A 25,988-nucleotide genomic window follows, 5' to 3' on the forward strand; every position below is an offset into this window, starting at 1 on the left:
CAAGCGCGCGCATCGTCTCGGCGCGGGGACCGATGAAGGTGATGCCAGCCGCCGCGCAGGCATCGACGAATTCGGGGTTTTCCGACAGAAGGCCGTATCCCGGATGGATCGCGTCCGCCCCGCTTTCCTTGGCCACGCGGATGATCTCGGGGATCGACAGATAGGCCGCCACGGGACCAAGACCCTCACCGATCCGATAAGCCTCGTCGGCCTTGAACCGGTGCAGACCAAGCTTGTCCTCCTCGGCATAGACCGCAACCGTCCGCTTGCCCAGCTCATTCGCCGCACGCATCAAACGGATCGCAATCTCACCACGATTGGCTACCAATATCTTCTGAAACATGTCGGTCCCCCTTGTTCCGTTCGCGGCATCCTAGCGGTGCTGCAGCGCAGCGCAAGCGCTCGCATTTCTGGTGCTTGCGTGACGGCGCGCACGATAGAGACTGTCTGCGACAAGGCAAGCACAGCGAAGCGTCGGTTAACGGCATCACAGCGGCCAGACCCGACCACCGGCCCACGCGGCAACATTTCTTTATCTGCGTTCTTGCCGATATGTTCGCATTATGTTCACATGCCGCGGTTGCTTTTTCACCGGTTCTCCTTATGTGATGCGCTTGGTCTGTGGGGGCTCGCCAATGGAACAGAAGTTCATCGAGGTTCGCGGCGCGCGCGAGCATAATCTGAAAAGCGTGGATATGGATATTCCACGCGACCAGCTGGTGGTGATCACCGGGCTTTCGGGGTCGGGGAAATCCTCGCTGGCCTTCGACACCATCTATGCCGAGGGGCAGCGCCGCTATGTCGAAAGCCTGTCGGCCTATGCCCGGCAGTTTCTGGACATGATGGGCAAGCCCGACATGGACCATATAAGCGGGTTGTCCCCCGCGATCAGCATCGAACAGAAAACGACCTCGAAAAACCCACGCTCGACCGTGGGTACCGTGACCGAGATCTATGACTATCTGCGCCTGCTGTTCGCACGGGCCGGGACGCCGTTTTCCCCCGCCACAGGCCTGCCGATCGAGGCGCAGCAGGTGCAGGACATGGTCGACCGGATCATGGCGCTGGAGGAAGGCACCCGTGCCTATCTGCTGGCCCCCATCGTTCGGGACCGCAAGGGCGAATACAAGAAGGAATTTCTGGAACTGCGCAAGCAGGGTTTCCAGCGCGTCAAGGTGAATGGCGAATTCTACGAACTGGATGAGCCACCGGTCCTGGACAAGAAATTCCGCCAGAATATCGACGTGGTGGTGGACCGTATCGTCGTGCGCGAAGGGTTGGAGACGCGCCTTGCCGACAGCCTGCGCACCGCGCTGGACCTGGCCGACGGGATCGCGGTTCTGGAAACCGCCGCCAAGGATGCCGACCCCGAACGGATCACCTTCAGCGAGAATTTTGCCTGCCCGGTCAGCGGCTTTACCATTCCCGAGATCGAGCCTCGGCTGTTTTCGTTCAACGCGCCTTTCGGGGCCTGCCCGGTCTGTGACGGCCTTGGGGTCGAGCTGTTCTTCGACGAACGGCTGGTCGTGCCCGATGCCAGCCTGTCGGTCGACAAGGGCGCCATCCTGCCCTGGGCGAAATCGAAATCCGCCTATCTGACCCAGACGATCAATGCGCTGGCCAAGCATTACGGCTTCGACAAGAAAACCGCGTGGAAAGACCTGCCCGATCAGGTGCAGCGGATGTTCCTGTTCGGCTCGGGCGATGAACAGATCCCGTTCCGCTTTGACGACGCGGGTCGCGTCTACGAGATCAGCCGCGTCTTCGAAGGCGTCATTCCCAACATGCAGCGCCGCTTGCGGGAATCCGACAGCCAGTGGGTCCGCGAGGAATTCGAACGGTATCAGAACAACCGCCCCTGCGGCGCGTGCAGCGGTTATCGCCTGAAACCCGAGGCCCTGGCCGTCAAGATCGCCGGCACCCATGTCGGCCAGGTGGTCGAACTGTCGATCAAGGACGCATTGGCCTGGGTCGAGGATGCGCCGAACCACCTGTCCAAACAGAAGAACGAAATCGCCGCCGCGATCCTGAAAGAGATCCGCGAACGTCTTGGGTTCCTTGTGAATGTCGGGCTGGATTACCTGACGCTGTCACGCGCGGCGGGCACCCTGTCGGGCGGGGAATCGCAGCGTATCCGCCTTGCCAGTCAGATCGGCAGCGGGCTGACCGGCGTGTTGTATGTGCTGGACGAACCCTCGATCGGGCTGCATCAGCGCGACAATGACCGCTTGTTGCGCACGCTGATGAATCTGCGCGATCAGGGCAATTCGGTTCTGGTGGTGGAACATGACGAGGACGCGATCCGCCATGCGGATTACGTGTTCGACATGGGCCCCGGCGCGGGCGTTCATGGCGGCACCGTGGTCAGCCACGGCACGCCCGATCAGATCGCCGCGGATGCCAACAGCCTGACCGGGCAATATCTGTCCGGCGCGCGCGAGATCGCCGTCCCCACCGAACGCCGCAAGGGCAACGGCAAGAAGGTCAGCGTCGTCAAGGCGACCGGCAACAACCTGAAGAACGTGACCGCCGATTTCCCGCTGGGGAAATTCGTCTGCGTCACGGGCGTCTCGGGCGGCGGCAAATCGACCCTGACCATCGAAACGCTGTTCAAGACCGCCAGCCTGCGTTTGAACGGCGCGCGCCAGACCCCTGCCCCCTGCGAGACGATCAAGGGGCTGGAACATCTGGACAAGGTCATCGATATCGACCAGCGCCCGATCGGCCGGACTCCCCGATCGAACCCGGCCACCTATACCGGCGCCTTTACCCCGATCCGCGACTGGTTCGCCGGCCTGCCCGAGGCGAAGGCCCGTGGCTACAAGCCGGGCCGTTTCAGCTTCAACGTCAAGGGGGGCCGCTGCGAGGCCTGTCAAGGCGACGGCGTCATCAAGATCGAGATGCACTTCCTGCCCGACGTCTATGTCGAATGCGAAACCTGCAAGGGCAAACGCTATAACCGCGAAACGCTGGAGGTGACGTTCAAGGGCAAGTCCATTGCCGATGTGCTGGACATGACCGTCGAGGATGCGCAGCAGTTCTTTTCCGCCGTCCCGTCCATCCGCGAAAAAATGGACGCGCTGATGCAGGTGGGCCTTGGATATATCAAGGTCGGCCAGCAGGCCACGACCCTGTCGGGCGGCGAGGCGCAGCGCGTCAAGCTGTCCAAGGAACTGTCGCGCCGATCGACCGGGCGCACGCTGTATATCCTGGACGAACCGACCACCGGCCTGCATTTCGAAGATGTGCGCAAACTGCTGGAGGTGCTGCACAGTCTTGTCGAACAGGGCAATACGGTCGTGGTGATCGAACATAATCTGGACGTCATCAAGACCGCCGACTGGCTGATCGATATCGGCCCGGAGGGCGGCGATGGCGGCGGACGAATCGTCGCCACGGGCACCCCCGAACAGGTCGCCGAAATCGCCGAAAGCCATACCGGGCGCTATCTGGAACCGATGCTGAAACCAGCCCGCATCCGCGCGGCGGAATGAACAGGGGCGAATTTGGCGGGCTGCAAAGGAAATCGCGCAATCAGGTGATTTTCCTCTTGCAGCCCCCGGACAGTGCGACTAAAAGCCCGCCTACCGAAGGCGATACGCCATCGGACATGGTGCGGGCGTAGCTCAGGGGTAGAGCATAACCTTGCCAAGGTTAGGGTCGGGCGTTCGAATCGCCTCGCCCGCTCCAATACAAAAAGGCCGATCCTCCGGGGTCGGCCTTTTGCTATTGGTCCGGACCTTCCGGATCTGGGAAAATTCCTGACATTCCATGGCGATTTTCCTCTTGCAGGCCCCGGCGGATTTCACTAAATCACCCCTCACCGAAGGCGATACGCCATCGGATATGGTGCGGGCGTAGCTCAGGGGTAGAGCATAACCTTGCCAAGGTTAGGGTCGGGCGTTCGAATCGCCTCGCCCGCTCCAATACAAAAAGGCCGATCCTTCGGGGTCGGCCTTTTGCATTTCGTCCAGAAAACTTGACGCATTCCGCGAATCCGCTGAACCTTGGTATTGGCGCAATCTGTCATGGGTCGTGACCACCTGCCCCGACCCGATGCGCCGCGCATCAGGGAGAAAGCTCATATGTTCAACAAGATCATGATCCCGGTGGACCTATCGCATTGGGACAAGCTAAGCCGCTCGCTGGAGGTGGCGCAGCAAATGGCGCAGACCAACAACGCAACCTTGCTACTGGTCGGCGTCGAGGGGAACCTACCTTCGCAGGCCGCGCATAACCCGCAGGAATTCCGGGAAAAACTTGCCGGAAAGGCCCGCGAGACAGCCGATAGAACCGGACTGACGGTCGACAGCCTGCCCGTGCACAGCAACGATCCTGCAGTCGAACTGTCAAGCGCCCTGGTCACCGCCGCAGATGCCGAGGCCGCCGATCTGATCGTGATGGCCAGCCATGTTCCGGGGCTGATGGATCACGTCTTCAGCGCGCATGGGGCCTATGTTGCGCGCTATGCAAAAGCGTCGGTGCTTCTTGTGCGATAGAACGCCGCGTCAGCACCCGTGACGCGGCAGAAACGTCTTTTGCTGCACCGCAGCACTTGTGTGAAACGGTTCCGATCCTGTAGCTTGCCCCCCACGCCACGCGCGGGGGGAGGACAAGAATGCAGATTTGCCGCAATACGCAGGCGATGCGCGATTGCGCTGCCGATTGGCGCCGTCAGGGTCAGGCCATCGCCATGGTGCCGACGATGGGGGCACTGCATCAGGGCCACCTGACGCTTGTCGCCCGCGCGCGCGACTGGGTCGCAGAGCGCGGCGGGGGCCGGGTCGTGACGTCGATCTTCGTGAACCCGACGCAGTTCGGCCCGAATGAAGATCTGGATAAATATCCGCGGGACGAGGAAAACGACCTGCGCCTGCTGCGCGAGGCAGGTTGCGACGCGGTGTTCCTGCCCGGCGTTCAGGACATCTATCGTCCCGGTGCCCAAACCGTGGTCGAGGTGACGGGCCTGTCGCGGATGCTGATGGGGCGGCTGCGCCCCGGACATTTTCGTGGCGTGGCGACCGTCGTGACCAAGCTGTTCAACATCGTTCAACCCGATGCCGCGACCTTTGGCGAAAAGGATTATCAACAGCTGACCCTGATCCGGCAGATGGTCGCGGATCTGGACATGCCGGTGACGATCATCGGCGTACCGACCGTGCGCGAGCCGGACGGTCTGGCCATGTCCTCGCGCAATCGTCGCCTGACGCCGCCGGATCGCGCGGCATCCGTGGTGCTGTCACAGGCATTGGATCAGGCGCAGCAGATGGTTGAACGCGGCAGCGGCGTCGACGCGCTGCGCGACAGGATCACGCAGGTCTTGCAGGCAGAACCGCGCGGCGAGGTACAGTCCATCGATATCCGCGACGCCGCCGACCTGTCCCGGATCACCCGAATTGCGCGCCCGGTGGTGATCCTGCTGGCCGTTCGCTTTGGTGACGTTCTGCTGATCGATCAGCGCGTCGCCCACCCGTAAGGAGGTTCAGATGTCCGCCCAAGCCCCGATCCGCCGCATCACGGTTCCCGATATTGCCGGCCGCAAGGCGCAGACGCCCATCGTCGCGCTGACCGCCTATACCGCGCCGATGGCCGCCATGGTCGATCCTCATGCCGAGGTGATTCTGGTGGGCGACAGTCTGGGCATGGTGATTCACGGGCTGCCTTCGACCATCGGGGTGACGCTGGACATGATGATCCTGCATGGTCAGGCGGTCATGCGCGGATCACAGCGGGCGATGGTGGTGATCGACATGCCCTTCGGCAGCTATGAGGAAAGCCCCGAACAGGCATTCCGCAATGCCGCGCGGGTGATGGCCGAAACGGGCGCCGGCGCGGTCAAGCTGGAAGGGGGCACGCGCATGGCCGATACCATCGCCTTTCTGACCCAGCGCGGCATTCCCGTCATGGGTCATATCGGCCTGACCCCGCAGGCGACGAACACGATGGGCGGCTTCAAGACACAGGGCCGCGACGACGCGACTTGGCCCGCCCATATCGCTGATGCCCGCGCCGTCCAGCAGGCCGGGGCGTTTTCGCTGGTGGTCGAAGGCGTGATGGAGGAACTGGCCGTCAAGATCACCGAGGCGGTCACCATTCCGACCATCGGCATCGGCGCATCCGCCCGCTGTGACGGGCAAATTCTGGTTCTGGACGATATGCTGGGACTGTCGGGGCGCGTGCCACGCTTTGTGCGCAAGTTCGGCGATCTGGGCCCGCGCGCAGAAAACGCCATCGCAGAATATGCCCAAGCCGTCCGTGATCGCAGCTTTCCGGCGGCCGAACAGACCTATCGCTGATCGCCGCCCCAGGGCGCGCCGCCGGCCAGTTCCTGCGCCAGATGGTCGATCAGCAGGCGCAGCTTGCTGGGCATGGGCGAAATCGGCGGCCAGACTGCCATCACCGGCATTTCCCGGGTCTGATACTGTGCCAGAACCTGTTGCAGCTGCCCCTGCCGCAGCGCCGCCGCCACGATAAAGCGTGGCAGGATACCCAGGCCCAGCCCGGCAATCGCCATGTCGCGGATCGCCTCTCCGTTGTTCAGGGTGATCCGCCCCGCGACACGTGGCGAAACCGCCTGACCGTTCTGCTGAAACTGCCACATCGCGCTGTCGGTCAGATGGGTATAGCCAAGGATCTGATGATCCTGCAGTTCCGCCAAAGCCTGCGGCGCACCATGTGCGGCAAGGTAATCGGGGCTGGCGACCACCACCTGCTGATCGACGCACAGCTTGCGCATCATCAGCGAATTGTCCTTTGGCGTTCCGATGCGGATGCCCAGATCAAAGCCGTCGCGCATCAGATCCCGGGCGCGGTCGTCGTAATCGACCCTGATGTCCAGCTGTGGATGCGCCTTGGCAAATCGCGCCAGAATCGGCGACAGGAACATGGTGCCAAAGCTCATCGGCGCGGCGATCGACAGGCTGCCCCGCAGGACCACCGCACCATCGGATTGCAGCCCCGCCCCCTCGGTCGCCGCCACCAGCGCCCCCAGCGCGGGGCGCAGACGTTCGGCAAGCCGCAGCGCAGCTTCGGTCGGCTGGATGCGTCCGGCGTTGCGGCGAAACAGGGCGGCGCCGATGGTCGCCTCGAATTCGGTGACGCGCTTGCTGACCACGGATTTCGACAGGTTCAGCCGCGCGGCGGCAGCGGTGACGGTGCCAAGTTCCATCACCGTCAGGAAGGTTTCGATCTGTTCCAGCGAAAAGCGCATGACCCGCAGCATAGCGGCGGGCAGGCGCGGCGCAATGCGCCGATCAGGCCGCGGGTGCCAGACCTTCTTCGCCGCCTGCGCCGAACTCGGCCGATCGCGCCAGCGAGGACAACAGCAAAGGCAGGACAAGCAGCCCCGCAAGCCCCAGATAGATCGCGCCAAAACTGACATATTCGGCCAGCTGCCCGATCGTGCCGGGGGCCAGTAGAATGCCGGAATAGCCCATCATCGTGACCACCGACAGGCCCATCCCCTGCGCCAGGCCGGGAATGTTGCCCGCCGCGGAAAAGGCGATCGGCACCAGATTCGCGATCCCCAGCCCGGCCATGCCGAACCCCGCGATCGCCAGCCCCGCCGTCGGGGCCATCGAGGACAGCGTCAACCCGATCATGGCGACCACGGCGCTGATCCGAAAGGTCCGCACGGCGCCCAGCCTTTGGCGGATCACATCCCCGGCAAAGCGCATCACCGCCATCGTTGCCGCACAGGCCGCGAAACCCCAACCCGCAAGCGCCAGCGAGGCCCCCATCTCGCGCTGAAGATAGACCGCCGCCCAGTCGAGGATCGCCCCTTCCGGGATCATGCAGCACAGCGCGATCAGCCCCAGCAGATAGGGCATTCCCGAACGCGGCAGGCGCAGCGGCGGCTTTTCCTCGTGCGGGCTGGGGCGGTCCTGCGCCATGTATCGCAGCGCGATCCCGGCGGTGATCGCGAATGTCAGCGTCACGACCGCCGCGTGCCCGATCTCGCCAAAGCGGGACAGAAGGATGCCCCCCAGCCCCGCGCCGGCCACGCCGCCAAGGCTCCAGAAGCCGTGACAGGACGACATGATCGCCAGTTTGCGCCGGCGTTCGACCACGACCGCATTGGCATTCATCGCCACATCCATGCCGCCCAGAAACCCGCCGAACAGGAACACGCTGCCCGCGACCGTCCAGATAGTGGGCGCCACCGACATCAGCAGCAGGATGGGCACCGCCAGCACGGTCGCCACGCGCACCGCCCGGGCCGAGCCGTGGCGTGCCGTCATCGCGCCGAAGACCGGCATCACCACCAGCGAGCCCAGCCCAAGGCACAGCACAACCAGCCCGGCCGTGCCTTCGCTGATCGACAGACGCTGCATCAGGGTCGGCAGCTTGGGTGCCCAGCTGCCGATCATCAGGCCATTGCTGAAAAACAGCGCCGAAACGGCGGCGCGGGTGCGCTCTGGTCCAAGGGGCATGGCGAAACCTTCTGGTCCGGGTGATCGGCCTACAGCATGCTGGGCACGACCAGATCGGGCGGCCGGTGCCCGTCGGCAAAGGTCTTGATGTTGATGATGACCTTTTCGCCCATCTCCATCCGCCCTTCGACCGTGGCACTGCCCATATGCGGCAACAGCACGACATTCGACAGCTCGCGCAGGCGGGGGTTGATCTCGTGGCCATGTTCGAACACGTCAAGGCCCGCGCCCGCGATCTCGTTCGCGCGCAGCATCCGGGTCAGCGCGTTTTCGTCGATCACCTCGCCGCGCGAGGTGTTGACCACGACCGCGCTGGGTTTCAGCAGCTTCAGCCGCCGGGCATTCAACAGGTGAAAGGTCGAGGGCGTATGCGGCGCGTTTACGCTGATGATGTCCATCCGCGCCAGCATCTGATCCAGGCTTTCCCAATAGGTCGCCTGCAGATCGTCCTCGATCTCGGGGCGCAGGCGTTTGCGGTTATGGTAATGGACCTGCATGCCAAAGACATTGGCCCGCCGCGCGACCGCCTGACCGATACGCCCCATGCCCAGAATGCCCAGGCGGCGTCCGCCGACGCGACCGCCCAGATGCGCCGTGGGGGCCCAGCCGCCCCAGCGACCCGACTGCATTTCGGCAAGCCCTTCGGGAATGCGCCGGGTCACCGCCAGGATCAGCGCCAGCGTCATGTCCGCGGTATCCTCGGTCACGACGCCGGGCGTGTTGGATACCAGAATTCCGCGCTGCCGCGCCGAGGTCACGTCGATATGATCGATCCCCGCCCCGAAATTCGCGATCAGCTTCAACCGCTCGCCGGCCTGGGCCAGCATGTTGGCGTCGATCTGGTCGGTGACCGTCGGCACCAGCACATCGCAGCCCTTCATCGCCTGCACCAGTTCGTCCCGGCTCAGCTTCCGGTCGTCGTCGCGCAGATCGACATCGAACAGTTCCTTCATCCGCGTCTCGACCGCATCGGGCAGACGGCGCGTCACGGCGATCTTCAGTTTCTGGCGAACCGGGCTGGGGCTGGCGGCCATGATAACCTCACTTTCTCGAAGTCGTGTCGGTCGGCATACTTCCAATGCCGGACGGCTTTTGGCAAACTGCCCGCGATAAGGGGCAGGCACAAGTCCCCCGAGCGGTATGTTAGCGCCCCATCGCGATCTGCGACGGCGCCGGCGTGACGGATCGGGGCGCGGCACTGTCCAGGGCAGGCATAAACAGGTTTCAGATGACGGCACTGGCAGGGTTCGGACAACGCGCGATTTTCGGTCTGGGGATGACCGTTTCGATTCTGTCCTTCGGCATGGCAACGGGTGCGGCGGCACAGCAGGCCCCCGTAAGGCAGGGCAATATCGTGCTGGCGCAGGCAGCCCCGGCCACCGATGCACAGCGCAACCAACAGCGCGGCCCAGTCACCAACCTGCCCCTGCCCCGCTATGTCAGCCTGAAGGGCAACGAAGGCAATGCCCGCCGCGGGCCTAGCCTGTCGCACCGCATCGACTGGGTTTTCCGTCATGCGGGCATGCCGCTGCGCGTGGTCGCCGAATTCGGCCACTGGCGCCGGGTCGAGGACAAGGACGGCGCGGGCGGCTGGGTGCATTACGCGCTGCTGTCGGGCGTGCGCACCACGCTGGTCACGCAGGACATGGCCGAACTGCATACCCGCGCCAATGCCGATTCCGATGTCGTCGCCCGGGCCGAGGCCGGGGCGATCCTGCGTCTTGACGAATGCACCCGCGACTGGTGCAGCGTGTCGGGCGGCGGTGAACGCGGCTGGCTGCCCAAGACCGCAATCTGGGGTGTCGATCCCGACGAGATCCGCGAATAGGAAACCCGGCCCCGGCGTTGTGCACGCGCCGCATCAGCGGCGCGCCCCCGGCCCGGGTGGCAGCACGCCGACCGCAAGGTCGGCAACCCCGCCCCCGGAACACGCGGCAGTCAGGACATGCAGAGCTCAGGCCAATCCGCGTCCCTTCAACAACGCATCGACCCCCGGCATCCGCTTGCGGAAATCAAGCCACAACCGATCTGCCGGCACCGAGCCGCCGCGCGACAGGATCGTCGCCTCCAGCCTCTCTGCGGTTGCCCTGTCGAAGATGTCGCCGGTTTCCTCGAATGCCGCGAAGGCATCGGCATCCATGACCTCGGACCACATATAGCTGTAATAGCCGCTGGCATAGCTGTCGCCGGAAAACACATGCGCGAAATGCGGCGTCGCATGCCGCATCGGAATGGCCGCGGGCGCATCCAGCCCCGCCAGAATCTCGGCCTGTCGCTGCATCGGGTCGGCGGTCGGCGTGCCGCGATGGAATTCCAGATCCACCAGCGCACTTTCCAGATACTCGGTCGTCGCGAAACCCGCATCCGCCAGCCCCGCCGCGATCACGCGGTCGCGCAGATCCGGCGGAATCGGTTGCCCGGTTTCATGATGGCGGGCATGGGCGTCCAGAACCTGCGGCTGTTCCAGCCAATGCTCGTAAAGCTGGCTGGGCAGTTCCACGAAATCCTGCGCCACGGATGTGCCCGAAATCGACGGCCAGCTGACATCCGACAGGATGTGATGCGTCGCGTGACCGAACTCGTGGAACAACGTATGCGCGTCGTCCCATGACAGAAAGGCGGGTTCGCCCGGCGCATCCGGCGGGGTGAAGTTGCAGACATTGACGACGATCGCACGTTGCCCCTGCCCGATCTTGTGCTGGGATTGCAGCGACGAACACCACGCACCGGACCGTTTCGACGGCCGGGCAAAGAAATCGCCGACGAAAATCGCCATCAGCCGTCCGTCGCGGGTCACGCGCCACGCACGGGTGTCGGGCGACCAAAGCGGGGCCTCGACCGGCTGAAACTCCAACCGGAACAGCTTGTGCGCAACGTCGAATACCGCACCCAGCATCGCGTCAAGCGTCAGGTAGGGTTTGACCGCAGATGGATCGACATCATGTTCGGCCTGACGCAGCCGCGCGGCGTAGAAGCGCCAATCCCAGGCCGCGACAGGTTCATTCTGACCATCCTCGCGGGCAAGCCGGGTCAGCTTTCGCTGATCCTCGGCGGCGCGGCGTGTGGCCGGGGTCCAGACCTGATGCAGCAGCTCGGCCACCCGTTCGGCGCTGCCGGCCATTTCGGGTTCCAGCTTGTAGGCCGCGAAATCGGCATAGCCCAGCAACTGCGCCCGTTCATGCCGCAACGCCAGAATTTCCCGGATCAGCGGCAGGTTATCGGTCTTGTCACCGCCAGCGCCGTGACCCGAACCCCGCGCAGCCCAGGCCTTGAACGCCACCTCGCGCAGCGCCCGATCCTCGGCATATTCCAGGAACGGGACGATCAGTGAACGGTTCAGGGTGACGACATGCCCATCGACCCCACGCTCTTTCCCGGCGGCGCGCATGGATCGGATCAGCCACTCTGGCAGGCCATGCAGCCGATCCTCAGGGACGGGCAGCATGTAATCACGCTCGTCCGCCAGCACGTTCTGCGAAAATTCGGTCGTCAACACGGCCATGCGGGCCCGGATGTCGGCCATGCGGTCCCGCGCGGCCCCGGTCAGCCCCGCCCCTGCCCGGTTCAGATCGCGCAGCGCCAGTTCGGTGATGCGCCGATCCTCGGGCGACAGCGCGTCCAGATCCTGCGCGATGGCGCTGATCCTGGCATGCAGGCGCGGGTCCATGCTGACCTTGCTGCCATAGGCGGCCAGACGGGGCGCGAAATCGCGCTGCAGGGCCTGTCGCGCCGGATTCGAATCAACCGACGCCAAGGTGTAGAAGATCGACAGAACCCTGCTCAGCCCCTCATCCGCGGTTTCCAGCGCCGCAACGGTATTGTGGAAATCAGGGGCATCGGGATTGGCGGCAATCGCCTCGATCGCGGCCTCGGCGGCGGCCAGTTCGCGCTCGAATGCGGGGGCGAAGTCCTCATCGCGGATCAGATCGAAGCGGGGCAGACCCTCGGGGCCGGTCCAATGGGTCAGTTCGGGGTTCATTTCGGGCCTCCTGTCTTTGGCCTGAACCTATGCCGCCCCCCGACCGCTTTCCAGAGGGCCCGCGCCGGTTTCACCGCAGACCGCGCATTCGTCCCGCGCCGTGGTCCGGATCATCCGGGTTTCGCCGTAAAGCCCGTCAAAGATCATCATCTGTCCGCGCAGACCCTGCCCGGCACCGGTCAGATGCTTGATCGCCTCCAGCGCCATCAGACTGCCGATGACGCCGGGCAACGGGCCGATCACGCCGGCCTCGGCGCAGGGCGGGGCAAGGCCCGCCGCGGGCGCGACCGGGAACAGGCAGGCCATGCAGGGGCCGCCACGGGCCGGATCGTACAAGGTCACCTGCCCTTCCCATTGCGTGATCGCCCCCGCGATCAGCGGCACGCCCGCCGCGACGCAAGCCACGTTGATGCCCGCCCGCGCGGCAAAGCCATCGGTGCCGTCGATCACCAGATCATGCGCCGCGATCAGATCGCGGTCCGCCTCGGTGATGCGGTGGGGATGGGGCGCCACCGAAACATGCGCGTTCAGATCGGCCATCGCGCTGGCGGCGGCATCGACCTTCAGCAGACCGCGCTGATCCGCGCGGAATATCACCTGCCGCTGCAGGTTCGACAGGCTGACCGTATCATCATCGGCCAGCGTGATATGACCGACCCCTGCCGCCGCCAGATACAGGCAGACAGGCGATCCCAACCCACCTGCACCCACGATCAGCACCCGTGCCTGCCGCAGCCGCATCTGCCCCGGCCCGCCGATTTCGCGCAGCACAAGATGGCGGGCATAGCGATCCAGTTCGGCATCGCTCATCATGCCGTCATCGGGGCTGGCGACCTGATGCGGGGCGCGCGCCTCGGCCCGGCTGCGTAACAGGCGCAGCCCGGCCCGATAAAGCAGGATCAGCAACAGCGCCGCCCCCGCCACCAACCATTGCTGGGCCGAGCCACCGATCTGCGCGGCCGCCGCACTGCCCGGCGCAGTCGCCAGCAACAGCACGATGCCCAGCCACAGGCAGGCCAGCATCGCCACCACGACCCGGCGCGGCAGGCGAAACACCCGACCGACAGCCACCAGCAGGATCAGCAGCCACAGCCCCAGCATCGGTCTATACCGACCCGGTCGAGCCGAAGCCGCCGGCCGCCCGCGCGGTCGCGCCGGAAAATTCCTGAACCACCGTCAGGTCAGGGCGCAGCACCGGCACGAACAGCAACTGCGCGATCCGTTCGCCGGGCTGGATGGTGATGGGATCGCTGCCCGCAGGGTTGCGGTTCCATGTGCTGATCATGATTTCGCCTGTGTAGTCGGGGTCGATCAGGCCGACGGTATTGCCCAGAACCAGCCCCTTCTTGTGGCCCATCCCCGAACGCGGCAGGACCAGCCCCGCCAGCCCCATATCGCCGAAATTCAGTGCCAGGCCGGAACTGATCAGAACCGCCGGTGCCTGTGGCTGGATCAGCGTGGTCTGTTCGACGCAGGCAAACAGATCCAGCGCGGCCGAGCCCTCGGTCTGGTATTTGGGCAGGCCCCAGTCATTCAGCCGCGCGTCCAGAATCCTGATTTCCACGATTCGCTCCTTCTTTGGGTTCATGCGGTGATAGCCCAGTCGCCGCGCCGGGGCCATGCGAGGGGACGACGCATGGGAACGGTGCAAGGGCATGGCATGAAAAAACCGCGCGAAGGCATCGCGCGGTTTCGAAACCTGTGACAGTGGGACGTGATCAGCGCGGGGCGATCATCATCACCATCTGACGGCCTTCCAGCTTGGGCATCGCCTCGACCTTGCCGGCCTCGCCCACGTCATCCTTGACGCGGTTCAGCAGTTCCAGACCAAGATCCTGGTGGGCCATTTCGCGACCGCGGAACCGCAAGGTAACCTTCACCTTGTCGCCCGCGTCCAGGAATTTCATCACGTTGCGCATCTTGACGTCGTAATCATGGGTGTCGGTTCCCGGACGGAACTTGACCTCTTTGATATCGATGACCTTCTGCTTCTTGCGGGCCTCGGCCTCGCGTTTCTGCTGTTCATACTTGAACTTGCCCAGATCCATGACCTTGCAGACCGGGGGGGCTGCGTTGGGCGAAATCTCGACCAGATCCAGCCCGGCATCCCTTGCCATCTCCAGGCCGACCGAAGGCGACACGACGCCGACATTCTCTCCGTCGGGACCGATCAGGCGGATTTCAGACACGCGGATGCGTTCGTTGACGCGGGGGCCGGTGTCACGGGTGGGCGGTGCGTTATGCGGTCGACGAGCTATGGCGTTACTCCTTTTGTGGCCATGGCGGGAATGGAGCGAAAATAAGGCCAGTGGCGCACCAATTCAACCGGATTTGACCGGCGCGGATGGGTTTTCAGCCGCGTTTGGCGCGGTTTGGGACATTGCTATGCGCTTTTCGGGGGCTGACGCTTGTGCGATAGAAGGCCAAGGAAACCGCTGACCAAGGACACCCCATGCGCAAAGCTTTGCCCCTGATCGTGATTCTCGTGCTGGCTGCGGCCGGTTGGTGGTGGTCGCAGTCGCAGCAGGACACCGGCGACACCGAAATCGCCACGGTCGAGGATGCGCCCGAAACGCCCGCCGGACAGGCGGCCGAAATCGCGGCCGAAACCGCAACCACCGCCGCCGAGGTCGCCAGCCAGACCGAAACCGAAACCCAGGACCCGGCTGAAGGCACCGCCGAAGCCAGCGATGCCGCCAGCAGCGCCGCCGACGCCGCCGCCGATGCCGCCGCCGTGGCCGCCGATGCCGCAGCCGAGGCGGTTCGCGCCTCGGACGAGGCGGGCGTCGATGCCGCAAGCTCGGCCGCCGAGGAAGCCGAGGCCGCCGCCGAAGCCGCCATCGAGGCCGCCGACCGCGCCGCCGATGCCGCCGCCGAGGCCGGTGACGAAACCGCACCCGCCGCGGCAGATGATGCCGCCGCCGAGGCCGCAACCGCAGCCGATGACGCGGCCGAGGCCACCTCGACCGCCGCCGATGCCGCCGCCACCGCCGCCGAGATCGAGGCCGTGCTGACCCCCGAAGGATTTGATGCCGCGCAGGTGATCGAGATCATCGAAACCGCATCCATCCCCGATACGCAAAAGGCCACGCTGAAGCGTCTGGTCGAAAGTGCGGCCGAAAACCCCGCCCTGCTGCGGGCCGCGTTGAACCAGGTCAAAGCCGTGATGCAATGACGGCCACGCCCAGCCTGCAGGATTTCCTGTCCGGGCGGCCGGCCTGCCTGCGCAAGGGGCCGATCGCCCTGATCCTGGCCGAGGACCGGGCCGCGCTGGCGGAAACGCTGGACCATCATCTGCGGCTGGGGTTTCGGCATATCCTGCTGGCCTCGCCCGAACCCATCGCGCAGGACGATGCGCGAGTGACGAATGTGGTCTGGGACACGCGGCGGGCTGCCGCGCATGTCGAGGCGGTGAACATGCTGGTCCGCGCGGTCCCCGAGGGCACCTGGCTGTATTACTGCTTTAGCGCGGAATTCCTGTTCTATCCCTTCTGCGACAGCCGCAGCGTGTCGGAACTGCTGTCCTTCCATGCCGATGAGCGGCGCAGCGCGATGCTGAGCTATGTGATCGACCTCTACGCCCCCGATCTGGGCCGCTGGCCCGATGCGGTGGCGATCGAAGGCGCGATGTTCGACCGCACCGGATATTGCGCGCTGGCCCGCCATGACGACCGGGGCCATGTGAGGGAACGGCAACTGGATTTCCACGGCGGCCTGCGCTGGCGCTTTGAAGAACATCTGCCAAAGGACAGGCTGCGCATCGACCGCATCGCCCTGTTCCGCGCGGCGCAGGGGTTGCAGGTCACCGCGGACCACCGGTTCAACATTCAGGAATACAACACCTATTCCTGCGGCTGGCATCACAATCTGACCGCCGCGATCGCCTCGTTCCGGGTGGCCAAGGCGCTGGCGACGAACCCCGGATCGCGGGACAGGATCGACGGCTTCGTCTGGCGCAACTCGCAGCCCTTCACCTGGCAGCCGCAACAGTTGATGGATCTGGGCTTGATGGAACCGGGCCAGTGGTTCTAGGGGAAAACCGCGGGCGACCGCTTTGGCTTGCAGGTTCTTCGCTGCAAATGATAGACGGAACGTCAACTTAGTTAAGGGATAGCGGTCCATTTCACCGCGAGAGGAAGGCTAGACAGCATGGCAATGACCCAAACCAGCTTTGACCGCGACGATCTGCTGAAATGCGCACGGGGCGAGCTGTTCGGACCGGGCAACGCCCAACTGCCCGAGCCGCCGATGCTGATGATGGACCGCATCACCGAAGTGTCCGAGGACGGCGGCGCGCATGGCAAGGGCCACATCGTCGCCGAATTCGATATCAAGCCGGATCTGTGGTTCTTTGACTGCCACTTCCCCGGCAACCCGATCATGCCCGGCTGTCTGGGACTGGACGGCTTGTGGCAGCTGACCGGGTTCAACCTGGGCTGGCGCGGCTGGGAAGGCCGCGGCTATGCGCTTGGCGTAGGCGAGGTCAAGCTGACCGGCATGGTCCGCCCCGACCGCAAGATGCTGCGCTATTACGTCGATTTCACCAAAGCCGTGCAGACCCGCCGGCTGACCATGGGCGTGGCCGACGGCCGCGTCGAGGCGGATGGCGAAGTCATCTACCAAGTCAAGGACATGAAGGTCGCCCTGTCGGCCAGCTGATTTCATCTATAGGAGGCACCCATGCGGCGCGTCGTCATCACCGGGCTTGGGATTGTATCGCCCATCGGCAATAATGCAGCCGAAGTGACCCAAAGCCTGCGCGAAGGCAAATCGGGCATCGTCTTTGCCCCCGAATATGCAGAACACGGCTTTCGCAGCCAGGTCCACGGCATGCCCAAGATCGTGCTGGAGGACCATATCGACAAGCGCAACCTGCGCTTCATGGGCCCCGGCGCGGCCTATAACTTCATCGCCATGCAGCAGGCCGTCGAGGATAGCGGGCTGGAGGACGGCGACGTGTCGAACCCGCGTACCGGCCTGATCATGGGCTCGGGCGGGCCGTCGACCTCGAACTTTTTCGACGCGCATCAGATCGTGATCGAAAAGGGCGCGCCAAAGCGGATGGGCCCGTTCATGGTCACCCGCTGCATGTCATCCACGAACTCGGCCTGTCTGGCGACGCCGTTCAAGATCAAGGGCGTCAACTACTCGATCACCTCGGCCTGTTCGACCAGCGCGCATTGCATCGGCAACGGCGTGGAACAGATCCAGATGGGCAAGCAGGACATCGTCTTTGCCGGCGGCGGCGAGGAACTGGACTGGACCCTGTCCTGCCTGTTCGACGCGATGGGCGCGATGTCATCGAAATACAACGACACGCCGGAACTGGCCTCGCGCCCCTATGACGCGACCCGCGACGGTTTCGTGATCGCAGGCGGCGGCGGCGTGGTCGTTCTGGAAGAACTGGAACATGCCAGGGCACGCGGCGCCAAGATCTATGCCGAAGTCACCGGCTATGGCGCGACCAGCGACGGCTATGACATGGTTGCCCCCTCGGGCGAGGGCGGCGAGCGTTCGATGCGCCTGGCCATCGACACCCTGCCCGAAGGCCGCAAGGTCAGCTATATCAACGCGCATGGCACCTCGACCCCGGTGGGCGATCTGGGCGAGATCAAGGCCATCCGCCGCATCTTTGGCGAAGGCGCGACCCCGCCCGTCAGCTCGACCAAGTCGCTGACCGGCCACAGTCTGGGCGCAACCGGTGTGCATGAGGCGATCTATTCGCTGCTGATGTTGCAAAATGACTTCATTGCAGCCTCTGCAAATGTGCAGACCCTAGACCCCGAGGTGCAACCGGGCGAGATTGCCTTGCAGCGGGTGGACGGTGCCGGGCTCGACTCGATCCTGTCCAACAGCTTTGGCTTCGGCGGCACCAACGCATCATTGCTGATGTCGAAGTTCACCGAATAACAAGAACGGATTCGAGGACAAATATGGGCGATCTTCTAAAGGGCAAGCGCGGGCTTGTGATGGGGGTCGCCAACGACCATTCCATCGCCTGGGGCATCGCGAAGGCAGCGGCGGCCGAAGGGGCCGAACTGGCCTTCAGCTATCAGGGCGAGGCTTTCGGCAAGCGGGTCCAACCGCTTGCCGCATCGGTCGGATCGGACCTGCTGCTGGATGTGGATGTCACCGACGACGCATCGCTGGACGCCGCCTTCGCGAAATTGCAGGACAGTTGGGGCAAGCTGGATTTCGTGATCCACGCCATCGCCTTTTCCAACAAGAACGAACTGACCGGCCGTTTCCTGAACACCAGCCGCGACAATTTCAAGAACAGCCTTGAGATCAGCTGCTATTCGCTGATCGAGGTGGCGCGCCGCGCACATCCGATGATGACGGAAGGCGGGTCGATCATCACGCTGACCTATGGCGGATCGAACCGGGTGACGCCGTTCTACAATGTCATGGGCGTGGCCAAGGCGGCGCTGGAAAGCAGCGTGCGCTATCTTGCGAACGACCTTGGCCCGGATGGCATCCGCGTCAATGCGATCAGCCCCGGCCCGATGAAAACGCTGGCCGGCGCCGCGATCGGCGGCGCGCGCAAGACCTTCCGCCATACCGAGGCGAACGCACCGATGCGTGCCAATGCCACGCTGGAGGCGATTGGCGGCACGGCCTGCTGGCTGCTGTCCGACTGGGGCGCCTGCACCACGGGCGAGATCGTGACCGTCGATGGCGGCTATCACGTGCTGGGCATGCCCCAAAGCGAAAATCTATGATCTACGTCTTTGACGCATACGGCACCCTGTTCGACGTGGATGGCGCGGCCCGCGAGGCTGCGTCCTCTGACCCCACGCTGACCGAGACCTGGGCAGAGCTTTCGGCGGACTGGCGGCGCAAACAGCTGGAATACAGCTGGCTGCGCGCCATCACCGGCGATCATGCCGATTTCTGGCAGGTCACGTCGGATGCGCTGGACTGGGCGGCCGAGCGTCATGGCGCATCGCGCGAACAGGCCACGCGCCTGCTGGACCTGTATCGCCGCCTGCCCGCCTATCCCGAAGTACCCGCCATGCTGGACCGTCTTCGGGCGGCGGGCGGCGCAACGGCGATCTTTTCCAACGGCTCGCCCCTGATGCTGGCCGATGCCACGCAATCGGCGGGTCTGTCGGATCGGCTGGACGCACTGCTGTCGGTGGAAACGGCGGGCCGGTTCAAGCCTTCGGACGAAGGCTACCGCATCGTGACCGATCATTTCGGCTGCGAGGCGGCGCAGATCACCTTCGTGTCCTCGAATGGCTGGGACATTTATGGCGCGACGCGCTTCGGCTTCCAGACCGTCTGGGTCAATCGGGCCGGTCTGCCTGTTGACCGCCTGCCGAACACACCACGCCGCATTCTGCCGGATCTGACGGGGCTGGAATGACAGATTTCTTTACCGCCGCCGATGGCGCGCGCCTTGCTTATTCGGATCAGGGCCAGGGCCTGCCTGTGCTGTGCCTTGCCGGGCTGACGCGGAACATGGGCGATTTCGACTATGTTGCCCCGCATCTGGACGGTGTTCGCCTGATCCGCATGGATTACCGCGGACGCGGCCAATCCGACCGCACCGGCGCCGCGACCTACACCGTCCCGCAAGAAGCCAGGGACGCGCTTGATCTGCTGGACCATCTGGGGCTGGATCGGGTCGCGATCCTTGGAACCTCGCGCGGGGGGCTGATCGGGCTGTTCCTGGCGGCGACGGCGCATGATCGCCTGACAGGGCTGTGCCTGAACGATGTCGGCCCGGTGATCCAGCGCGCAGGACTGGAAAAGATCTTCGACTATGTCGGACGCAACCCTGCGGCCAAGACCCACGCAGAACTTGCCGCCCGCCTTCCCGGCGCCATGGCAGGTTTCGCCAATGTGCCCGAGGGACGCTGGCTGGCCGACGCGCAAAAGCATTACGAGGAAACCGCCAGCGGCCTGACGATCCGCTATGATCCCGAATTGCGGCAATCCTTCCTTGATGCGTTCAAGGGCGACACGCCGGATCTGTGGCCGTTATGGGATGCAACCTCGGGCTTTCCGGTCGCGCTGATCCGGGGCGCGAACTCGGATCTGCTGTCACCCGAAACCGCCGCCGAGATGGCCCGCCGCCGCCCCGACCTGATCCACGCGACAGTGCCCGACCGCGCCCATGTCCCCTGGCTGGACGAAGCCGACAGCCTTGCCGTCATCCGCAACTGGATCGCCGCCTGTCGCGGCAGCTAACGTTCGGTCAGGCCGTACCACGCATAGGCCGCCCGCAACGACATGCGGCGATGGCGGCCCAGTTCGAACCGCCGGGGATCACGGCTGAAAAAACCGGGAAGATCATCCCCCTGCCCCAGCATCCGTCGGGCGATCTGATCCCCGGTCCAGCTGGCCATCGCCACGCCATTGCCATGCCAGCCAAAGGCCGCGAATGCGTCGGGCCAATCGTCGACAGGCCCGGCATAGGGCACCAGATCGCGGGTCAGATTGGCGAGGCCCGACCAGAAATGGCTGATCCCGACCTGTGACCAGGCCGGAAACATCCGGTGGAAATGCGCGACGATCTTCTGGCGGATCAGACGATGCTCTCGACCGGTCCAGCCGATGCCGCCGCGCATCCCGAACAGAAAGCGCCGATTGGGCATCAGCCGGAAATAATGCAGCAGGTTGCGGGTATCGAAGGCCATCATATCGGTCGACCAGCCCTGCGCGGCGATCTGATCGGGGCCAAGCGGGTCTGTGACGATGATGCTGGACTGCACCGGCAAATACAGCGCCCGCATCCAGTCCGGCAGATCGTCCGAGGCGTAACCGTTGGTCGCGACCAGCAATTGCCGCGCCGACAGCCGTCCCTGCGCCGTGGCAAGTTGATAGCGCCCGCCACGCTGCCGGATCGAGGTGACCGGGCTGTCGGCGTGAATACGCACGTCGGCATCCAGCGCCGCTTCTGCCAGTGCCAGCACATATTTACGCGGGTTCAGCGCGAATCCGGCGGGCAGGACCAGCCCACCGTGGAACCCATGACCCGCCATACCCTGCCCAGGCAGGTCACCCGGTTCCAGAAGCCGGGCCGACAGCCCGTAATCCTGCCGCGCCTCGTCAGCGTGGTGGCGCAGATCGCGCATCGCGGCCGCGCTATGGGCCAATTGCACCTCACCCGCATGCGAATGGGTGTCGGCGTCGATGCCGTATCGCTGCAACACGGCTTCTACATGGTCGATGGCGGCACGTTCCGCCGCGCGGAAATGGGCGTGCTGATCCGCGCCGAAACGTCGGATCATGCCTTGGCGGCTGGCCTTGGCGCCCCCCAGACAGCAAAAGCCGCCATTGCGCCCCGAAGCCCCCCAACCCGGCCCGTGCAGGTCCAGCACCGCGACATCGCGCCCCGCCCGTGCCAATCGCAGCGCGGCGGACAGCCCGGCGAAACCCGCGCCGATCACCGCCACATCGGCAGTTGCCGCCCTGTCCAGCGCCGGATAGCGACGCCCGGCCGGCGCGGTATCGACCCAGTAGCAGCCGTCAAGTGACCCTGCCTGATAGGCCGCCGCCTCGTAGATCCGCTGCACCATGATGTCAGGCCCGCACGCCCTCGACCTCTTCGCGGCGCTGACGCTGGATCGCGCGTTTCGAGACCAGCGAGGCGGTAATGACCCCCACCGCGACAATGCCGATCATGATCGTGGACAAGGCGTTGATTTCAGGACTGACACCCAGACGGACCGCCGAAAAGATCTTGATTGGCAGCGTGGTCGAGGATGGTCCCGATGCGAATGAGGCGATGACCAGATCGTCCAGCGACAGGGTAAAAGCCAAGAGCCAGCCCGAGATCACCGCCGGGGTGATGATCGGCAGGGTGACCAGACGAAACGCCTCGAACGGGGTGCAGCCCAGATCCAGCGCCGCCTCTTCCAGCGAGCGATCGAAAGTCATCAGCCGCGATGATACCACGACTGAAACATAGCACATCGCGAAGGTCGTATGGGCCAGAACGATGGTGAACACGCCCCGGTCCAGCCCGATCGCGATGAACAGCAACAGCAGCGACAGACCGGTGATCACCTCGGGCATGACCAGCGGCGCATAGATCATGCCCGAAAACAGCGTCCGCCCGGGAAACCGCCCCGCCCTGACCAGAACATAGGCCGCCATCGTGCCCAGCACCGTCGCAAGCGTCGAAGACAGCGCGGCGACCTTCAACGTCACCCAGGCGGCATCCAGAAACTGTTCGTTGCGCAGCAATTCGCCATACCATTTCGGCGAGAACCCGGCCCAGACCGTCACCAGTTTGGATTCATTGAAGCTGAAGATGATCAGGATCAGCATCGGCAGATAGAGGAACGCGAAACCCAGCGTCAGCGAGGTCGCGTTGAACCATGTCAGACGGCGGTTCATTGCTCGGCCTCCTGCTGGCGTTGCTGGTTCTTCTGGAACAGCACGATGGGAATGATCAACAGCAGCAGCAGGACCACCGCCACCGCCGAGGCCACGGGCCAGTCGCGGTTCGAGAAGAATTCCTCCCACAGCACCTTGCCGATCATCAGCGTCTGGGACCCGCCCAGAAGCGACGGGATCACGAATTCGCCCAAGGCCGGGATGAACACCAGAAAACAGCCCGCGATCACACCGGGCCGCGACAGGGGCAGCGTGACCAGCCAGAAGGCCGACAGGCGCGAACAGCCCAGATCCTCGGCCGCCTCGATCAACGATCCGTCCAGCTTTTCCAGCGCGGCATAGATCGGCAGGATCATGAAAGGCAGATATGTATAGACGATGCCGACATAGACCGCCGTGGTGGTGTTCATGATCGTCAGCGGTGTGTCGATCAGCCCAGTCCACAACAGGAACTGGTTCAGGAAACCCTCATTCGACAGGATGCCGATCCACGCATAGACGCGGATCAGGAACGAGGTCCAGAAGGGCAGGATCACCAGCATCATCAGCGTGGGCCGCCACTCATCGGGGCTTTGCGCCATGGCATAGGCGATCGGATAGCCGACCAGCAGCGTGATGAAGGTCGAAATGGCGGCAATCCGCACGCTGGACAGATAGGATTTCCAGTAAAGCTCGTCCTCGGTCAGCCAGGTGAAATTCTCGAAATCCAGCTGGCCAAAGAAATCGCGGATCGCGGCCCAGCCACCCGACAGATCCAGCGTCGGCGTATAGGGCGGGATCGCGACGGCGGTATCTGACAGCGCGATTTTCAGCACGATCAGGAACGGAACCAGGAAAAAGCCCAGAAGCCACAGATAGGGCAAGGCGATCAGGGTCACGCGGCGCAGGTTCATCACCGCCCCCTAGTCCTGCAGAACGACGCCGGCGGTGTCGCTCCAGCTTAGCCAGACCTCGTCGTCCCAGGTGAAATCGCGCCGGGCCAGACGCCGGGCATTGGTCATCTGGGCCGAGACTTTCTGACCCGAGGGCAATTCAAGGTGATAGGTCGAGATATTGCCCAGATAGGCGATGTCGATGATCTTGCCGCGGGCGTGATTGGCGCGGCTGTGATCGGGCTCCCATGCGACGACGATCTTTTCGGGACGGATGGCAAAGGCCACGTCCTGCCCTGCCGCGACCGGTTGCGTGGGCGTCGCCAGGATCGGCTCGGCCCCTTCGGCGTAATGGATGCGGATCAGGCCCCCGTCGGCGGGATGGGCTTTGCCGCGGATGATGTTCACGTCACCGATAAAATCGGCGACATAGACGCTGTTCGGGGTCTCGTAGATGCCCGCGGGCGTGTCGACCTGAATGACCTTGCCATGATCCATCACCGCGACGCGGCTGGCGACGGTCATCGCCTCTTCCTGATCGTGGGTCACAATGACGAAGGTGGTGCCGGTCTTTTCCTGAATGTCCATCAACTCGAACTGCGTCTGTTCGCGCAGCTTGCGGTCCAACGCGCCAAGCGGTTCATCCAGCAACAGCAGCTTGGGCGCCTTGGCCAGCGACCGTGCCAGCGCGACGCGCTGCCGCTGCCCGCCCGAAATCTGATGCGGTTTGCGCTTGGCGAATTTCTCGAGCCGGGTCAGGCGCAGCATCTCGGACACGCGATCGGCGATGCTGGACCTGTCCGTTTTGTCGCGGCGCAGGCCGAAGGCGATGTTGTCCTCGACCGTCAGATGCGGGAACAGCGCATAGCTTTGGAACATCATGTTCACCGCCCGCTTGTTGGGCGGGATCGGGCCGACATCGACGCCGTCGATCAGGATCGTGCCCTCGGTCGGGGTTTCGAACCCGGCCAGCATCCGCATCATCGTGGTCTTGCCACAGCCAGACGGGCCAAGAAGGGCAAAGAATTCGCGCCGATAGATATCCAGCGTCAGATTGTCGATGGCGGTGAAGGTTCCGAAACGCTTGGTGACGTTCTGAAACCGGATAAGCGGCTTTTCCTGCGGGTCATTCCACGGGGCAAAGACGTTCTGCGGCTTGGATTGCGCCATCTGATCCTCTGACAAGCGGCTGGGGGCAAAAGGCCGCGCCCAGATGGCGCGGCCTTGTCGTGCTGGCGATCAGGTGCCGGACTTGATCTTGGTCCAAAGCCGCGTGACCACGCGCTGAACCTTCGGGTCATAGGCGGTCACCGAATACAGGTTCTCCATCGTGGCCTCGCTAGGATAGATCGCGGGATCGCCGATCACATCCTCGTTCAGCAAGTCCTGCGACGCCTTGTTGCCGTTGGCGTAATAGACATAGTTTGATGCCGTCGCCATGTTCTGGGCATCCATGATGAAATTCAGGAACTTGTAGGCCGCTTCGGGGTTCGGCGCATCGGCCGGGATCGCCATCTGGTCGAACCACATCAGCGCGCCTTCCTTGGGCGGATTATAGGCGATCTCGACGCCGTTATCGGCCTCGGCGGCACGGTCGCGGGCCTGAAGGATGTCACCCGACCAGCCGAAGGCCACGCAGATATCGCCGTTGGCCAGCGCGTTGATATATTCCGAGCTGTGGAATTTGGACACATAGGGGCGCACCCCCATCAGCACCTCTTCGGTCTTGGCGATGACATCGGGATCCTTGCTGTCGGGATCCTCGCCGATATATTTCAGCGCCGCCGGGATCATCTCGGTCGGGGCATCCAGGAACATCACGCCGCAGGACGCCAGCTTTTCCATGTTCTCGGGCTTGAAGACCAGATCAAGGCTGTCGATCGGCGCATCCTCGCCCAGCACTTCCTTGACCTTGCCGACATTCACGCCAAGCCCGGTGGTCCCCCACATGTAGTTGACCGAATACTGGTTCTCGGGGTCGTATTTCGCGGTGCGGTCGCGGATGACGTCCCACAGGTTCCCGGCATTCGGCAGCTTGTCGTAATCCAGCGGCTGGAACACCCCGGCCGAGATCTGACGTTCCAGGAAGGTGCCGGTCGGCACCACGATGTCATAGCCCGACCCGCCGGCCAGCATCTTGGTTTCCAGAACCTCGTTGCTGTCGAACACGTCATAGATCAGATCGACGCCGGTCTCTTCCTCGAATTTCGACAGCAGCGATTCATCGATATAGTCGGACCAGTTGTAGACGCGCACCTCTTCGGCCGATGCGGCCCCCGTGGCTGCGATCAGGGCAGCAAGCGAAATCCAAGAAAATTTCATGTAACAACTCCCGGTTGGCGTCGCGGATCCCTG

25 protein-coding genes and 2 tRNA genes are annotated in these 25,988 nt (G+C 64.1%); 14 read left to right on the forward strand and 13 right to left on the reverse strand.

The annotated features are described in order from the left end of the window. A partial coding sequence (locus BMX67_RS08410) for a biotin carboxylase N-terminal domain-containing protein (RefSeq protein WP_139206470.1) occupies window positions 1-343 on the reverse strand: 343 nt, incomplete at its 3' end. 292 nt (window positions 344-635) lie between these two features. Here BMX67_RS08410 and uvrA point away from each other — a divergent pair. The 6 genes from uvrA (at window position 636) to panB (ending at window position 6,296) form a co-directional block, all read left to right on the forward strand. After that, a complete protein-coding gene (uvrA, locus tag BMX67_RS08415) occupies window positions 636-3,494 on the forward strand; it encodes an excinuclease ABC subunit UvrA (RefSeq protein WP_090734072.1) in 2,859 nt (952 codons plus the stop codon). 121 nt (window positions 3,495-3,615) lie between these two features. Next, window positions 3,616-3,690 (forward strand) — tRNA-Gly (locus BMX67_RS08420). 161 nt (window positions 3,691-3,851) lie between these two features. After that, window positions 3,852-3,926, forward strand: a tRNA-Gly gene (locus tag BMX67_RS08425). A gap of 159 nt (window positions 3,927-4,085) precedes the next feature. After that, window positions 4,086-4,499, forward strand: a complete 414-nt coding sequence (locus BMX67_RS08430; protein WP_175479857.1) for a universal stress protein — start codon at window positions 4,086-4,088, stop codon at window positions 4,497-4,499. 119 nt (window positions 4,500-4,618) lie between these two features. Continuing rightward, complete coding sequence (panC, locus tag BMX67_RS08435) at window positions 4,619-5,476, forward strand: pantoate--beta-alanine ligase (RefSeq protein WP_090734075.1); 858 nt, start codon at window positions 4,619-4,621, stop codon at window positions 5,474-5,476. Between the two features lie 10 nt (window positions 5,477-5,486). Then, on the forward strand, window positions 5,487-6,296 hold the full coding sequence (gene panB, locus BMX67_RS08440) for a 3-methyl-2-oxobutanoate hydroxymethyltransferase (protein WP_090734077.1): 810 nt from the start codon (window positions 5,487-5,489) through the stop codon (window positions 6,294-6,296). On the opposite strand, the gene BMX67_RS08445 is transcribed toward panB, so the two are convergent. The 3 genes from BMX67_RS08445 to BMX67_RS08455 are packed head-to-tail and all read right to left on the reverse strand — an operon-like array spanning window position 6,287 to window position 9,466. Beyond that, window positions 6,287-7,210, reverse strand: coding sequence for a LysR family transcriptional regulator (locus BMX67_RS08445; protein ID WP_090734394.1), 924 nt, complete (start codon window positions 7,208-7,210; stop codon window positions 6,287-6,289). The two genes, panB and BMX67_RS08445, sit on opposite strands and share 10 nt — an antisense overlap. Window positions 7,211-7,253: 43 nt before the next feature. Then, window positions 7,254-8,432 carry an MFS transporter gene (locus BMX67_RS08450; protein ID WP_090734078.1) on the reverse strand — a complete coding sequence of 393 codons (1,179 nt, stop codon included), beginning with the start codon at window positions 8,430-8,432 and terminating at the stop codon, window positions 7,254-7,256. A gap of 29 nt (window positions 8,433-8,461) precedes the next feature. After that, a complete protein-coding gene (locus BMX67_RS08455; protein WP_090734080.1) occupies window positions 8,462-9,466 on the reverse strand; it encodes a 2-hydroxyacid dehydrogenase in 1,005 nt (334 codons plus the stop codon). Between the two features lie 242 nt (window positions 9,467-9,708). On the opposite strand from BMX67_RS08455, the gene BMX67_RS08460 reads away from it, so the two are divergent. Continuing rightward, window positions 9,709-10,260, forward strand: coding sequence for an SH3 domain-containing protein (locus BMX67_RS08460; protein ID WP_090734396.1), 552 nt, complete (start codon window positions 9,709-9,711; stop codon window positions 10,258-10,260). A 126-nt stretch (window positions 10,261-10,386) separates the two neighbouring features. Here the strand turns inward: BMX67_RS08460 and BMX67_RS08465 are convergent, their stop codons facing one another. The 4 genes from BMX67_RS08465 to infC all read right to left on the reverse strand — a co-directional run bounded on the left by BMX67_RS08465 (window position 10,387) and on the right by infC (window position 14,720). After that, complete coding sequence (locus BMX67_RS08465) at window positions 10,387-12,411, reverse strand: M3 family metallopeptidase (protein WP_090734081.1); 2,025 nt, start codon at window positions 12,409-12,411, stop codon at window positions 10,387-10,389. A gap of 27 nt (window positions 12,412-12,438) precedes the next feature. Then, window positions 12,439-13,512: a HesA/MoeB/ThiF family protein gene (locus tag BMX67_RS08470; RefSeq protein ID WP_090734083.1), complete on the reverse strand. Its 1,074-nt coding sequence runs from the start codon at window positions 13,510-13,512 to the stop codon at window positions 12,439-12,441. A 4-nt stretch (window positions 13,513-13,516) separates the two neighbouring features. After that, the gene (gene dut, locus BMX67_RS08475; RefSeq protein ID WP_342707914.1) at window positions 13,517-13,975 is read right to left on the reverse strand and encodes a dUTP diphosphatase; all 459 of its coding nucleotides are present in this window, start codon (window positions 13,973-13,975) and stop codon (window positions 13,517-13,519) included. Window positions 13,976-14,129: 154 nt separating this feature from the next. Further along, window positions 14,130-14,720, reverse strand: a complete 591-nt coding sequence (infC, locus tag BMX67_RS08480; RefSeq protein WP_175479867.1) for a translation initiation factor IF-3 — start codon at window positions 14,718-14,720, stop codon at window positions 14,130-14,132. Window positions 14,721-14,863: 143 nt separating this feature from the next. On the opposite strand from infC, the gene BMX67_RS08485 reads away from it, so the two are divergent. From BMX67_RS08485 to BMX67_RS08515, 7 genes are all read left to right on the forward strand, one after another. Beyond that, window positions 14,864-15,586, forward strand: coding sequence for a hypothetical protein (locus BMX67_RS08485; protein WP_175479858.1), 723 nt, complete (start codon window positions 14,864-14,866; stop codon window positions 15,584-15,586). Then, complete coding sequence (locus BMX67_RS08490; protein ID WP_090734085.1) at window positions 15,583-16,443, forward strand: glycosyltransferase family 2 protein; 861 nt, start codon at window positions 15,583-15,585, stop codon at window positions 16,441-16,443. The genes BMX67_RS08485 and BMX67_RS08490 overlap by 4 nt, the downstream gene beginning before the upstream one ends. Window positions 16,444-16,560: 117 nt before the next feature. Further along, the gene (gene fabA / locus BMX67_RS08495) at window positions 16,561-17,070 is read left to right on the forward strand and encodes a bifunctional 3-hydroxydecanoyl-ACP dehydratase/trans-2-decenoyl-ACP isomerase (RefSeq protein ID WP_090734086.1); all 510 of its coding nucleotides are present in this window, start codon (window positions 16,561-16,563) and stop codon (window positions 17,068-17,070) included. 21 nt (window positions 17,071-17,091) lie between these two features. Then, on the forward strand, window positions 17,092-18,321 hold the full coding sequence (gene fabB, locus BMX67_RS08500; RefSeq protein ID WP_090734087.1) for a beta-ketoacyl-ACP synthase I: 1,230 nt from the start codon (window positions 17,092-17,094) through the stop codon (window positions 18,319-18,321). A 23-nt stretch (window positions 18,322-18,344) separates the two neighbouring features. Next, window positions 18,345-19,133 carry an enoyl-ACP reductase FabI gene (locus BMX67_RS08505; RefSeq protein WP_090734089.1) on the forward strand — a complete coding sequence of 263 codons (789 nt, stop codon included), beginning with the start codon at window positions 18,345-18,347 and terminating at the stop codon, window positions 19,131-19,133. Next, window positions 19,130-19,780: a haloacid dehalogenase type II gene (locus tag BMX67_RS08510; protein ID WP_090734090.1), complete on the forward strand. Its 651-nt coding sequence runs from the start codon at window positions 19,130-19,132 to the stop codon at window positions 19,778-19,780. Before BMX67_RS08505 ends, BMX67_RS08510 begins: the two co-directional genes overlap by 4 nt. Beyond that, on the forward strand, window positions 19,777-20,607 hold the full coding sequence (locus BMX67_RS08515; protein WP_090734092.1) for an alpha/beta fold hydrolase: 831 nt from the start codon (window positions 19,777-19,779) through the stop codon (window positions 20,605-20,607). Before BMX67_RS08510 ends, BMX67_RS08515 begins: the two co-directional genes overlap by 4 nt. Here BMX67_RS08515 and BMX67_RS08520 read toward each other — a convergent pair. The 5 genes from BMX67_RS08520 to BMX67_RS08540 form a co-directional block, all read right to left on the reverse strand. Continuing rightward, complete coding sequence (locus tag BMX67_RS08520) at window positions 20,604-21,938, reverse strand: NAD(P)/FAD-dependent oxidoreductase (protein WP_175479859.1); 1,335 nt, start codon at window positions 21,936-21,938, stop codon at window positions 20,604-20,606. The two genes, BMX67_RS08515 and BMX67_RS08520, sit on opposite strands and share 4 nt — an antisense overlap. 4 nt (window positions 21,939-21,942) lie before the next feature. After that, entirely contained in the window at window positions 21,943-22,761 is an 819-nt protein-coding gene (locus tag BMX67_RS08525; RefSeq protein ID WP_090734093.1) for an ABC transporter permease, read from the reverse strand. Beyond that, window positions 22,758-23,648 (reverse strand): ABC transporter permease subunit, encoded by an 891-nt coding sequence (locus tag BMX67_RS08530; RefSeq protein WP_090734402.1) that lies wholly within the window; start codon window positions 23,646-23,648, stop codon window positions 22,758-22,760. Before BMX67_RS08530 ends, BMX67_RS08525 begins: the two co-directional genes overlap by 4 nt. A gap of 15 nt (window positions 23,649-23,663) precedes the next feature. Further along, window positions 23,664-24,803, reverse strand: a complete 1,140-nt coding sequence (locus BMX67_RS08535; protein WP_090734095.1) for an ABC transporter ATP-binding protein — start codon at window positions 24,801-24,803, stop codon at window positions 23,664-23,666. A 69-nt stretch (window positions 24,804-24,872) separates the two neighbouring features. After that, on the reverse strand, window positions 24,873-25,955 hold the full coding sequence (locus BMX67_RS08540; RefSeq protein WP_090734096.1) for a polyamine ABC transporter substrate-binding protein: 1,083 nt from the start codon (window positions 25,953-25,955) through the stop codon (window positions 24,873-24,875). Window positions 25,956-25,988 lie beyond the last annotated feature (33 nt).

The organism is Paracoccus homiensis, from assembly GCF_900111675.1.
In the GTDB taxonomy this organism is placed as follows: Bacteria; Pseudomonadota; Alphaproteobacteria; order Rhodobacterales; family Rhodobacteraceae; genus Paracoccus; species Paracoccus homiensis.